General features: G+C 35.1%; 16 protein-coding genes. 5 read left to right on the forward strand and 11 right to left on the reverse strand.

Features of this window, described 5'->3' with window-relative positions:
• The 5 genes from E1I69_RS22540 to E1I69_RS22560 form a co-directional block, all read right to left on the reverse strand.
• Positions 1-85: SpoVA/SpoVAEb family sporulation membrane protein (locus tag E1I69_RS22540; protein ID WP_136381782.1), on the reverse strand; the 85-nt coding region annotated here is incomplete at its 3' end.
• A 1-nt stretch (position 86) separates the two neighbouring features.
• The gene (gene spoVAD, locus E1I69_RS22545) at positions 87-1,100 is read right to left on the reverse strand and encodes a stage V sporulation protein AD (protein WP_136381775.1); all 1,014 of its coding nucleotides are present in this window, start codon (positions 1,098-1,100) and stop codon (positions 87-89) included.
• A complete protein-coding gene (spoVAC, locus tag E1I69_RS22550; protein WP_116354732.1) occupies positions 1,100-1,579 on the reverse strand; it encodes a stage V sporulation protein AC in 480 nt (159 codons plus the stop codon). The genes spoVAD and spoVAC overlap by 1 nt, the downstream gene beginning before the upstream one ends.
• Positions 1,580-1,595: 16 nt before the next feature.
• Positions 1,596-2,051, reverse strand: a complete 456-nt coding sequence (locus E1I69_RS22555; RefSeq protein WP_116354733.1) for a YhcN/YlaJ family sporulation lipoprotein — start codon at positions 2,049-2,051, stop codon at positions 1,596-1,598.
• A 78-nt stretch (positions 2,052-2,129) separates the two neighbouring features.
• A complete protein-coding gene (locus tag E1I69_RS22560; protein ID WP_066229922.1) occupies positions 2,130-2,336 on the reverse strand; it encodes a DUF1657 domain-containing protein in 207 nt (68 codons plus the stop codon).
• Positions 2,337-3,072: 736 nt separating this feature from the next.
• On the opposite strand from E1I69_RS22560, the gene E1I69_RS22570 reads away from it, so the two are divergent.
• From E1I69_RS22570 to E1I69_RS22590, 5 genes are all read left to right on the forward strand, one after another.
• Positions 3,073-3,345: a hypothetical protein gene (locus E1I69_RS22570; protein WP_034298115.1), complete on the forward strand. Its 273-nt coding sequence runs from the start codon at positions 3,073-3,075 to the stop codon at positions 3,343-3,345.
• A gap of 13 nt (positions 3,346-3,358) precedes the next feature.
• The gene (locus tag E1I69_RS22575) at positions 3,359-3,706 is read left to right on the forward strand and encodes a spore coat protein (RefSeq protein ID WP_174752363.1); all 348 of its coding nucleotides are present in this window, start codon (positions 3,359-3,361) and stop codon (positions 3,704-3,706) included.
• Positions 3,707-3,838: 132 nt separating this feature from the next.
• Positions 3,839-4,165, forward strand: coding sequence for a hypothetical protein (locus E1I69_RS22580; protein WP_009336493.1), 327 nt, complete (start codon positions 3,839-3,841; stop codon positions 4,163-4,165).
• A gap of 119 nt (positions 4,166-4,284) precedes the next feature.
• A complete protein-coding gene (locus E1I69_RS22585; protein ID WP_121449328.1) occupies positions 4,285-4,926 on the forward strand; it encodes a S8 family serine peptidase in 642 nt (213 codons plus the stop codon).
• Between the two features lie 98 nt (positions 4,927-5,024).
• A complete protein-coding gene (locus E1I69_RS22590) occupies positions 5,025-5,765 on the forward strand; it encodes a LysR family transcriptional regulator (protein ID WP_136381777.1) in 741 nt (246 codons plus the stop codon).
• A 324-nt stretch (positions 5,766-6,089) separates the two neighbouring features.
• Here E1I69_RS22590 and E1I69_RS22595 read toward each other — a convergent pair whose 3' ends face one another.
• The 6 genes from E1I69_RS22595 to E1I69_RS24870 all read right to left on the reverse strand — a co-directional run.
• Positions 6,090-7,310 (reverse strand): MFS transporter, encoded by a 1,221-nt coding sequence (locus E1I69_RS22595; protein ID WP_136381778.1) that lies wholly within the window; start codon positions 7,308-7,310, stop codon positions 6,090-6,092.
• Between the two features lie 21 nt (positions 7,311-7,331).
• On the reverse strand, positions 7,332-8,375 hold the full coding sequence (locus E1I69_RS22600; protein WP_121449331.1) for an ArsR/SmtB family transcription factor: 1,044 nt from the start codon (positions 8,373-8,375) through the stop codon (positions 7,332-7,334).
• Positions 8,376-8,553: 178 nt separating this feature from the next.
• Positions 8,554-9,192 carry a uridine kinase family protein gene (locus tag E1I69_RS22605; RefSeq protein WP_136381779.1) on the reverse strand — a complete coding sequence of 213 codons (639 nt, stop codon included), beginning with the start codon at positions 9,190-9,192 and terminating at the stop codon, positions 8,554-8,556.
• A 65-nt stretch (positions 9,193-9,257) separates the two neighbouring features.
• Positions 9,258-9,842 carry a bifunctional transcriptional activator/DNA repair enzyme AdaA gene (locus tag E1I69_RS22610; RefSeq protein WP_136381780.1) on the reverse strand — a complete coding sequence of 195 codons (585 nt, stop codon included), beginning with the start codon at positions 9,840-9,842 and terminating at the stop codon, positions 9,258-9,260.
• 7 nt (positions 9,843-9,849) lie between these two features.
• Positions 9,850-11,112 (reverse strand): APC family permease, encoded by a 1,263-nt coding sequence (locus E1I69_RS22615; RefSeq protein ID WP_136381781.1) that lies wholly within the window; start codon positions 11,110-11,112, stop codon positions 9,850-9,852.
• A 452-nt stretch (positions 11,113-11,564) separates the two neighbouring features.
• Positions 11,565-11,785: hypothetical protein (locus E1I69_RS24870; RefSeq protein ID WP_207308602.1), on the reverse strand; the 221-nt coding region annotated here is incomplete at its 5' end.

Genomic DNA, 11,785 nt, shown 5'->3' on the forward strand with positions numbered 1-11,785 from the left:
CCGGTGTAAGTTTGAAAACATCAAACATTATCTGTCCAATCACACAAATCAAACCACCTACTGTAAATGCCCAAAAATAGGTCATCTTATTGTTCACCTCCATATTCAATCGATACCGCATGTGCAATACAAGGAATCGTTTCATTTTGCTGAAAAGAAAGAGGAGATAATAAAGCACCTGTTGCAACGACTAACATTCTTTTAAATTCACCTTTTTTCATCCGGTTTAATAAATGCCCATAAACTACCGTTGCTGAACAGCCTGCACCGCTTGCCCCTGCAAGAACGGGTTGTCCTTCCCGATAAATCATAAGGCCACAATCTTGGTATTGTTCTTCACTAATAGGAGTTCCATGCTTTTTAAATAGATCCATGGACACTTCCTGTCCGATTTGCCCAAGGTCACCGGTTACAATTAAATCGTAATAAGATGGCTCAACATTTCGTTCCTTTAAATGGGCTTCAATGGTATCAACCGCAGCTGGCGCCATAGCTCCTCCCATGTTAAATGGATCTGTCAATCCCATATCGATTACACGACCAATTGTGGCAGATGTGACATGAGGTCCTTCCCCAGAATCACTTAATAGGGCTGCGCCTGCACCAGTAACCGTCCATTGTGCCGTAGGTGGCTTTTGTCCACCATACTCAGTTGGATACCGAAATTGTTTTTCAACAGCTGTATCATGACTGGAAGCTCCTGTTAACAAATATTTCGCTCCTTTTGTATTTACAATATAAGCACCTAGAGCCAGTCCTTCCATCGAGGTAGAGCAAGCACCGAATAAGCCAAAATAAGGCGCTCCAATCGTTCTGCTAGCGAAACTTGTTGGGGTGATTTGATTGATTAAGTCCCCAGCTAGGATAAATTGAACTTGATCCTTTTGTATGCCCCCTTTTTCCATGGCTTTTTGGCAAGCCTCTTCAAAAAGGATTTTATGTGCTTTCTCATAGGAATCCTGCCCAAGCCATAAATCAGCATGAAGAGTATCGAAATCATCTGGGATAGCACCATTGGCTTCAAATGGTCCACCAACGGTTCCAGTGGAGATAATGACAGGCTTTTGTTCGAAGATCCAAGTCCGATAACCCGTAAGCATTATAAACCACCCCACTTGATTAAAATGGTTTTAATGAGCGCAATGACAAAAGCAGAAAAAACACCAAATAAAATTACCGCCCCCGCCAATTTAAATATATTACCGCCTACGCCTAGAACAAATCCTTCTGATCGGTGCTCAATGGCAGGTGATATCACCGCATTTCCAAATCCTGTTACGGGTACAGCTGTTCCAGCACCTCCGAATTGGGCCATTCGATCATATACACCAAAACCAGTGAGAAGCATCGTAATAAAAATCAACGTACCTACCGTCGGATTTCCTGCCGTTTGCTCAGTAAAATCAAAATAATAAATGTAAAAGTCTGTAATAAACTGACCAATCAGACAAATAAGGCCACCGGTTAAAAAGGCCTTTATGCAATTTTGAACAACAGGTCTTTTGATTTCTCGTTGTTTTTGCAACTTTTGGTATTCCTGTTGTACAGGAGTGAGTTTTTTCTTTTGATTGTTAGACATAACTCTACCCTTCCTCTTAGGTTTGTTCTTTCATAAGACTTTTCAGTTTGTTCAAATCCTTTTTCAGGTTCTTCTTATTCGTATCATGTTGTTGTAACTTTTGTTCGATTTTTTCAAGCTCCCAGAACATTTTTTTATCACTAGACACAAATACTTTATAATCTGGATACATTCCTTCCAAGTCAGATTTTACTGACTTCTCGATATTTTTTAAACGGAAACGGTTGAAATTTTCGACTTTTACCGCTACTAAAAGCTCCTTATTTGTATTTACTGCCTTTACATCCGAAATTTCTTCCTTGGTAATAATCTTTTCTTTAGCATGATTAGAAACAGATTGTTCAATTGGTTTACTTGTATGTATTTGTGAAATACTCGAATGATTTTTCTCACCTACCTGATTATCGTTTCCGTTACACCCTGAACCCATTCCGATAAGGATTAAAATGAAAAATAACATTTTCACTTTCATGAAATCACCTCCATGTATTACCAGTATTGGGATGCTAAAAAAAGGTTGGCCTCTCAACCAACCTTTTCGCCATACTCATTATTGTTGTTTGTATTGAGGTTCTTCTTGTTCGATTTGTTGAACACGTGGTTCAACATTATCAATAACAGATTGGGTTTGGGTAGCAGCATCTTGATAAAGTTGCTTTGCTTGTTCATTATCTGTACTAAGAGCAAATGTTTCAAAGCTAGCTTGAGCGCTTTTTAATCCGGCTAAAGCTGTTTTAACGTCACTGATGACTGTCATGAATAACACCTCCTATATTTTATTTTGACTTTTATTAGATTGCAGTATAAAAAGATTTTTATTCATTGAATTTTATCAGACTTTAAATATTTAAAAATTTAGATATGTAATTTTCCACTGCTTTTGGAAAAGATACACATGTAAGAAAAAGCGATGAGAGGAGGATAGTGAAAATGGACAATTAAGTTATTAATAAACGGATTAAAATACAGAAAATTTATTCGTAGTTACTATGTGTCTTGGAAATTGTTACATTGCAGGGAATTCCTTTTCAAACACAGTGAAGGACTTGTCAATGGAGCATTTTACAATTTGTTTGTCTCATTAATATTTTTTCAATAAACAAGAAAATGGTGAAAAAAGCGAGGTATACATTAGTAATGTACAAGGACTATACTGAAAATATTTTAGGAACAAAACCACGAGCTAGACATAAGAAAATAATTGAAAATTATTTAGATCAAAGTTTTACCAATCCTATCATACATAAGGAAATTCATGGTGACAAAGTCTATGTCCCCTTAGATTTAAACAGGGTCTGGAATAGGATAAATTAATATTTAGTTTAGCCACAAATACTCCCCACCTACGTGTAGGTGGGGAGTATTTAATGCTATCTAGAGGTGGGGGGGTCTTTAAAACTAGTCTAAAACACCTGCATATTTTTGACCGCTGTGTGGCAATCTACCTAAAGTGATTACAACATTGTTAACAAGGAGGAAACATCATGCAACAAATGCAGACGGGTATGAATAATCAACAAGCACAAGCTTTAATGACACAACCGCCTGAAATAATGTCAACAAAGGATCATCTCTATGTAAACGATATGTTAAGCTGGAATTTACTTGCGATGAAGAAAATGCATTTTTTCGCTCAACAATGTCAAAATCCCGAAGTAAGAGCAGCACTTGAACAAGCTGGACAAATGCATGATCGACACTATCAACAGCTGCTTCAACAGATGCAACAGTATGTAACTCAACCTTCACAAAATATGAATCAATAAGGAGGAAACTATAGTGGAAAATAATACTCCAAATAGGATTAAAAATCCTGAAACACCAGTCCCTAAGACGCCGCAAATGAACGATAGAGATTTTCTAAACGATGCCTTAACTACGGAAAAATATATATCTTCCTCATACTCGACTGCATTAAAAGAAGCTAGCCATGAATCGTTGTATCGTACAATAGCGTCTGTTTCCCAAGAAACAGAAGACTGTCACCGCAATCTATATAACTTAATGTTTAAAAACGGATGGTACGGTTTGGAAAAAGAAACTCCACAAACTATTCAACAATCGGTTCAGCAATTTTCTAACTACATGCAAAGTCAAGATCCATATAGAGGTAATGTAATACAATAAAAGAACACGTGTTTCAAGAAGAATAAACTCAAGGTAAAACAACAATAGTTATGCGAGACAAAAGGTTGGTTAGTTGTTAACCAACCTAGAAAATAATTTAGAATTTACAACAATCGAAAGGGCGGCGGTAAGATGAATCTTAAGTGGATGAAACTTTTATCAACGGTTTTTCTTTCAATTTTCTTGTTATTAGGGTGTAATAATGGAGATGACGATAATAATCCACCACCGGAGGATGTAACTCCAGGGACAGAGGAACCAATTGAAGATCCTATCGACGCAACAGATTCAGATACTATTGATCAACATAATGTCACCCCTGATACAGAAGAACCAATTGAAGATCCGATCGATGCAACAGATCCAGATACTATTGATGAACATAATGTCACCCCTGATACAGAAGAATCAATTGAAGATCCTGAAGACGCAACAGATCCAGATACTATTGATGAATAAGTTTATACACCGTTTGTTCTCAAACGGTGTTCTTTATGTATCAAGATTCAAGGATGTTAATAAGAAATTTAATACTTATATTGCAGCATTTTCTAATAACAAATTTATAGAGGTGTCTCATGACAAAATTACGAAAGTCCTTATTGGTTACTGTTTCCGTACTTATTCTTCTATCCATAGGGTTATTATTCATAGTACCAAATACAAGAAACAAAGAGAATCCCGAAAATAAAACAGTTGCTGTCAAAAACAAATTTAATCCCCCTATAACCAATGTCCAAAATGTTGAATACGAAAAAAATGTTCTTCAAATAAACAGCCTTTCCATGGGTCAAACCGTCAAGAATCAATTAAAAAATGATCCTTCCGTTTTTCTAATTAAACACAATGAAAAAACTGAGAGTCATTATATTAAGAAAGAAGTAAACGTTACATTCAAGACTCTTCCCTCAACAAAGGAAATAAAAAGGATAACACAGGAGATAAATGGCACTATCATTAAAAAGCTAAATTCTACGATTGTTTTTCGTTCTAATACGCTTTCGACCAAGGAACTTATTGAATATTTTAACAGACAGGCTATGGTTGAATTTGCTGAACCCAATTATCTTTATCTGCAAAATCAAATTGGACTTCCTAATGATTTGCTATATAGAGAACAATACCAATGGAACTTATCGGCAATTCAAATATTGAAGATTGCCTACCAGTTGATACCCCTTATTAGGGGTTTTTCTTTTAGAGATTTGAAGCTGGATTAATATGAATGAAATTTTGCACATTCTGAAATATAGTGGAAAGAATAGCACATTATATCAGATTTTTAGCCGAACGAATTTGAAAATTGGAATCCGATATAATGTGCTCGTTTACAGAAGAGTTAGGAACACCTCTATTTGAACGACTAGGGAAACGGATCTTCCTTACAGAATCTGGTATGAAATTAAAAAATTATGCTGAAAAAATGATCAAGCTTGATAAAGAAATGCGCCATGCAGTAACAGGAGAAAATAAACTAAAACCAATCTTGACAATTGGTGCACAAGAGAGTCAATGTACGTACCGACTACCAGTAATACTACAGAAGTTTAAACAATTGCATCCTCAAGTCGAACTAGTATTTAAACCTGTCCATACGAGCGAAATCGCAAAGAACTTATTACAAACTGATATCCTAGACTTGGCATTCATCACCGATACACGAAAAGTTTTGCCAACCATTCATACTGAAACTTTGCTAGAAGAGGATTTAGTTTTAGTTGCATCACACACACATCATTTGCATAGAAAAGAAAAACTGACATTAAAGGCAATAGCACAAGAAACGATTTTATTAACCGAAAAAGGCTGTTCTTATAGAACACAATTTGAAAGTAAATTCCAGCTAGAAGGGATATACCCAGACCACGTAATCGAATTTGTTAGTATTGAAGCAATTAAACAATGTGTGATTGCAGGGTTGGGCATTTCTCTTCTACCTAGAATGGTTGTGGAAAAGGAACTTAACAGTGGATCGTTATTCAAATTACCTATCCCTTTAGCGTTGAACCCAATTTTTACAGAGATGGCTTGGCATAAAGACAAGTATATCCCCTCTTGAGGATTTTATTGAAATTGCTCACATGCAATATAATAGCTTTCAAAAAGAAATGAAAGAATCCTGAGGTATTTTCTTCAGTATTCTTGTAAGTAAAGATCAAAAGGGCTATGTTTGAACAACTTAATCTTTCGATTATTAGAATATCTATGTTCACTATAGATAAACAACCCAATTTCCTAATATGCCTTCTTTGATGATTGTTAACACATGTTAAACATCACTCTTCAACTAATCTGCTCAATTCGTATTATAATGTTAGCCAGAATGCTAAATATTTTCTTGTTGACCATTTTAGATAAACCACATCAACAAAAAGGTTTAAGGTTAGGATGCTTTTTTATTACCAATATTAGAATCGATAAACTTAAAGTACGGCAGAAAAGTTCCCAATAAAGACATTGTACAAATAATGGTTCCTATCAAAAAGTACATTGGCCGTATTCCCCAGACTTCACTTAAGAAACTGCCTATAAATACACCTAACGGCATTGCTCCTCTTATAATAAATAGACGAACCGAGGAAACCTTACCCATCAAGTTGTTTGGCACAGTTTGCTGAAATATAGTTATATTTTGCACACTAAAAAATGCCATAGCTATTCCAGCAATAACCTCAGTGAAAAGTGCAAAAATGATGCTATTGTTAAGGCCTAATGATATAAATGTTAGACCTCCTATTACTAAAGACCCTAACATTATTACCCTGCGACTTTTATATGTAACTTTTCCAACTAGTATTGAACCAATTACATAGCCCAATGGGAAACTTGCCATAAAATAACCATATTCGGAAAAACTCCCAGATAATTCTTCAGTTATATATGGGAGAGTAACCACCATTGTTACTCCTACTCCAAACTGAACAAAAGCTAAAAAGACCCCTAGCCAAACTATTATTGGTTGTTTGAAGAAATAGGATATACCTTCTATGAATTGTTCCATCCACGTTTTCCGTACATTATTTGGAACTTTTGTCTCTTTTATAAATAGCAATAATGTTCCACTTGTGATAAGTGATGCACTAACAAAAATTAATGTAGGTGTTACACCTGAGTACTCTACAACGAAACCGCCCAATATTGGAGCAATGAACGTCATTAATCTAACCGTTCCATCAATATATGCGTTGGCTACACGTAATTGATCTTTTTCCACAATTATTGGTGTTATTGCTTGATTAGCCGGTGTATAAACAGGAGTTATTAACCCGACTATTATTTGAACTGCAAAAATATGCCACTTGTCCAGTTCGCCAATTATCAGTGCAATTAGTGGTATTAGGAATATTAGTCCTCTTGTCCATTGAGAAAATATCATAATCCACTTTCGACTCCATCTGTCAATAAATGGGCCTATAAACAATTGTAGAATGAGTGAAGGTATAAAATATAGTAGCCACATACTTCCTAAGGCAATTGTAGAATTCGTAAGTTGATAGATAAGAATTGAGTTACAAAATGTTCCAAAAGCACCTCCTAATTCAGAGATACCATTTCCAACCCAAACGAAAACAAATGAGCGATTCTTTAAAATGTTACTATTCATATCCATCCCCCGTTATAACTATTACCTATTTAAAAAAAGATTTAACTCTTTTGATAGAATTTCAACAGCTTTCCTTTTAAGTGAATACTTAGAATCACTAATATTCACTAATTTAGCTGCCCTTAATATCTTCAAGTGATGATGGATTGTTGACTTGCCGATGTTTAATTGATTTGTAATATCATGTAAGGTGCGGTCTTCTTCATATAACAGTTTTACAATTCTCATACGAATCTCGTCTCCTAGTGCCTTATATTTAAGTACCAGAAAATTGTTTGGAGTGTATCTATCATTAGGAGAAATACTTTCGTTTGCAACAGGGTAATAAAATACTTTTGTACCCTCAATATCAGCTTCAATATTCCAAGGCCGATAAATGTATTGAGGGATTAAAAGAACATCGTTTACACTTGGTTCCGGCAAATAAATAACGCCACCAGTTGCCCATTCAACCAGTTCTTCAGGAGTTAATTTTTCCAGCATCTCTTTTTTCGTTTCATAGTCAGTTCGTAGAATTGTGTTAAATTTATATGAATCTTTCTTTATAACAGTCTTATACCATCCATTCATTACTCCTATAAGATGTCTTTTTAGATGCTTAATATCAGACCTTCCAATGAATTCAATATACCGAGGATAAAAGGGATTGTCGGATGTTAACACTTTCATTTCATTTAAAGCCGATTCCTCACCTAATGCAGCTTTATATCTAATATCTTGAAACTCCATTCCGATAAAAGGTAAACAAATAAATTTTAGGTCATTATCCGGAACGTCCATTATGTAAGATTCAAACTCCGACAAATCAGAAAACCTCTTCTTATGTAACAATTGCAGTAATGCTTTCCAGGTATTATTCCTTTCTACATAATCTAAATGATCTAGTAATTCTTTTGATAATGAACTCTTGATATCATCCCAATAATCTAATGGTTGGTCTAATGTATTGATTATTGGGGTATTTGTGATTGCAGCTATACCCAGAGCACATTCCCACAAAACAGAGTAATCGAGTAAAACTTTGTAAGTTTCTCTCTTCCTACTTGTCAGATTTAAAACATCCATATATAACACCATCTTCCTAAATATACTTATGTTATATTCTATAATTATCGAATTTTAAATTCAATATTTTTAGAACATAATGTTAACATAGAATTAAAAAAGAACCCATCCTTTATTAGAAATGGGTTCCTTGATCTGGTGCTATTAAGCTAAACGGCTCGCTAGCAGAATAAGAAGTTTATTTAGCCCCATTAACAATGAGGTTTGCTCTTTCAAAGGGTTTATGTTCTTCAATATAAAGGTCTTCTGAAATCATCCAATTATTTTCCCACATAGCACGAGCCTCTTCTCCGTCTCTTAGAAGGCCTCGTGAAATCCTTAGTTCTCGCGGGCAATCAACCCATATAGTAAAATCGTATTTTTCAGCTAATTCCTTACGAATAGAATAAACACCCTCTATTATGACAATTCCCCCAATGGGGACAGTATGCCATTCTGCTAAACCATCCGTCTCCCAATCATATCGCTGATAATATCCTTCTTTGTTGTGACTAATAGGTTCAAGAACCTGACTTAATATGCGTTTCCAATCAAAATCTGCACCAATCGGCTTTTTCTCTGGATGTGTGTTCATAATTTGTGAGGATGGTAAATAAAAATCATCCATATGTACAACAGTTACATTGGTACTTTTTTCCATCAATTTATTTGCGAATGTACTTTTTCCTGAACCCCCACAACCATCTATTCCAATTAACAAGGTTGATTGTTTCCTAGGAATTGAATCTAATGACCTAACCAATTGTTCAAGATTATTAAATTCACCTTTTTTTGTTTTGAATCCCACTCTATCACCACTTTTAAATTGATTATCCATCTAATTTAACTACTTTTTATGAATTGTTATTACACCAAATTATAAAGCTTCAGTCAGGTTTATGGTTAATTAACGTTATTTCCGTTATGGTAAGCACGGAATTGACTCGGTGTTAGTCCTGTATTTCGTTTAAATGCATTGTAAAAACTAGAGACGCTTTGATAGCCTGTTTGATAACCAACCTCCGTACTATTAAGGTTCGTCGTTAAAAGAAGTTCCTTTGCTTCATTTACTCTTATCTTCTCTAAATATATACGTGGTGTATACCCTGTTCTTTCTTTGAATATACGATTTAAATGAAAACGACTAACCCCAACCCTTGATGCAATTTCATGTAAAGGCATATTTTGAACATAATTATTTTTTATCAACCTTTTAGTATCTTCCAAAATGCTTTCAAAAGGGTCATATGTTTTTATATGTAGATCGGGTCGGCATCTTTTGCATGGTCGATAGCCTGCACTTTGTGCTTCGTTCGCATTTGGAAAAAAAGAAACATTTTCGCAATTAGGAACCTTAGACTTGCAAGAAGGACGACAAAATACTCCTGTCGTCTTTACCGCGTAAAAAAATTTCCCGTCATATGCTGGATCACATGAAACTGTAGCTTGCCACATAATATCTTTTGAAAGGTTATTTTGTTCCTTCATTAAATTTTTATCCTCTCTTGTAGGAGAAAGTTTTCTTACTAAAAATCATATAAATCGTATATAAAACCACAACAATTATAGGTACAATTATATACAATTGAAAAAATGGAAGAATTAGTAAACATAAAATAAAAGAGGTTAACGATGCCCACCATGCTGGTGTGTACTTTCTAAATAATTTAAGACCCGCAGCCATTGAAAGAACATAAACTAGAACCCCAAGGGAAGTAGGTATAAACAAAATATCATCAAAATTCAAAGATAAAGCCTTCGTCACTAAAACACCTACGACCGAAAAACAGATAACAAATAATACCATCCGTCTTGGAATTTGAGTAGTTTCATGATTACTTGAAAAAAACTTTGGAAAAGCACCATCCCTACTTAATGAATAACCTAATTGTGTTAGGCTGGCAACAAAAGCATTTGATGTGCCTGTACAAATAATTAAAGCTAAAATAGCCGTGACGTATTTAGCACCTAAGCCTACTGTATCCCCCATTATAACACCAATAGGAGAAAGATTTCTTTCTTGAATCCCATATGTCGCTGTTCCAATAGTAACAAGGCTTAACGCTAAAAATAATAATCCAATAACTATTGCACTAACAACTGCTCCTTTGACAAGATCCGTTTCTGGTTTTTTAAAGTGCTCGGCTAAATTACAAATCGCTTCCCAGCCGAAAAATGACCAAAAAATAACCGTTATAGCACTCCCAACAGAAAACCACCCATTCGGTACAAAGGGAGTAAAATTGCCCCATTCTATTCTCGGAAGTGACACAAATATTGCTGCAAGTAAAAGTATCAGTAATAAAGAACTTAAAATTAATGCAACTTTACCACTAACGTTTACGCCATAATAATTGGAAACACCTGCAATTGCCATTATAAAGATTGCAATTAAAGTTGTTTCAAAACCGAAAAATCCAAATGCCTGACTGACGTAATAAGCACCGGTTAAAGACACAACTGTTTGACCGACTGCAGCTGTTACAAAATAAAACCAGCCAACGATATTGCCAAGATGATATCCAAAAGATTTTCTAACAAAGGTTGCCGCTCCACCAGCATCAGGGTATTTTTTTGCCAAATTTGCAAAAGAAAAAGCAAGCGGAAAGCTAATTATTATAACAATAAGCCAAGATACAATAGATGCAGGCCCCGCCATTGAGGCTGTTACCCCCGATAAAAAAAGGACACCCGAACCTAGTATAGCGGCAATATATAATGCAATTCCTTGAAATAGCCCAATAGATTTATTATTCATAACCTCATCCCCTCTATAGCAATTAGTGTACTAGAATAGAGGTTAAAAACTCTTCCTTTTTTTGCGTTCTAATTCTTTTAATAAAGTAAGCAAAGAATATGTTTCCATAATATTATCCGATTTATAGTATGGTAGGTGTTATCTTTTTCTTGGTTCGCTGTTAAGTATTTGCGTGGTTGTCGGCCGCGCGGGGCGAGGTGGCATCCTACACGATATTCGGATTACCCGAAAAATACCAATTAAGATAAAGAAACGCTGTTACTAATTCAACAGCGCTTCCTAATGAATTTATAGAATAGAATTAAAAGTAGATAGGCTTGTTATTTTGATAGCGTTTAGCCAAAACAGCAATTAATGAATTGGAATATTTTGAAGTAACAAATATAGAAATTAGTTTTGATAAGAAAAGATTTAGATAAGAAAAACCGGGCATAGCCCGGTCCTTTTCATGGTTAGAGAATATCCGATAATTTGTACTCTATGCCATGTATCCCTTTATAATACTCTGGATACATTTTACCCCCACATTTTTCACATGCAAACATAGGAGGAATTGTCGGATCTCCATCATCCATTAAATCGAAATCCCTTACCACGTTAATAGGAATCTCTTCTTTCTCATGACACGTCAAACAAACATAGCTGACGCTCTGTTGCTTGGACTGGTTTAGGC

Source organism: Bacillus timonensis (assembly GCF_004799755.1).
Classification (GTDB): Bacteria; Bacillota; Bacilli; order Bacillales; family Bacillaceae_L; genus Ferdinandcohnia; species Ferdinandcohnia timonensis_A.

Excerpts from the sequence above, each read along its gene's own strand:
- spoVAD (WP_136381775.1), bottom strand. The coding sequence starts at position 1,100 with ATGCTTACGGGTTATCGGACTTGGATCTTCGAACAAAAGCCTGTCATT.
- spoVAC (WP_116354732.1), bottom strand. The coding sequence starts at position 1,579 with ATGTCTAACAATCAAAAGAAAAAACTCACTCCTGTACAACAGGAATAC.
- E1I69_RS22555 (WP_116354733.1), bottom strand. The coding sequence starts at position 2,051 with ATGAAAGTGAAAATGTTATTTTTCATTTTAATCCTTATCGGAATGGGT.
- E1I69_RS22560 (WP_066229922.1), bottom strand. The coding sequence starts at position 2,336 with ATGACAGTCATCAGTGACGTTAAAACAGCTTTAGCCGGATTAAAAAGC.
- E1I69_RS22570 (WP_034298115.1), top strand. The coding sequence starts at position 3,073 with ATGCAGACGGGTATGAATAATCAACAAGCACAAGCTTTAATGACACAA.
- E1I69_RS22580 (WP_009336493.1), top strand. The coding sequence starts at position 3,839 with ATGAATCTTAAGTGGATGAAACTTTTATCAACGGTTTTTCTTTCAATT.
- E1I69_RS22585 (WP_121449328.1), top strand. The coding sequence starts at position 4,285 with ATGACAAAATTACGAAAGTCCTTATTGGTTACTGTTTCCGTACTTATT.
- E1I69_RS22590 (WP_136381777.1), top strand. The coding sequence starts at position 5,025 with ATGTGCTCGTTTACAGAAGAGTTAGGAACACCTCTATTTGAACGACTA.
- E1I69_RS22595 (WP_136381778.1), bottom strand. The coding sequence starts at position 7,310 with ATGAATAGTAACATTTTAAAGAATCGCTCATTTGTTTTCGTTTGGGTT.
- E1I69_RS22600 (WP_121449331.1), bottom strand. The coding sequence starts at position 8,375 with ATGGATGTTTTAAATCTGACAAGTAGGAAGAGAGAAACTTACAAAGTT.
- E1I69_RS22605 (WP_136381779.1), bottom strand. The coding sequence starts at position 9,192 with ATGGATAATCAATTTAAAAGTGGTGATAGAGTGGGATTCAAAACAAAA.
- E1I69_RS22610 (WP_136381780.1), bottom strand. The coding sequence starts at position 9,842 with ATGAAGGAACAAAATAACCTTTCAAAAGATATTATGTGGCAAGCTACA.
- E1I69_RS22615 (WP_136381781.1), bottom strand. The coding sequence starts at position 11,112 with ATGAATAATAAATCTATTGGGCTATTTCAAGGAATTGCATTATATATT.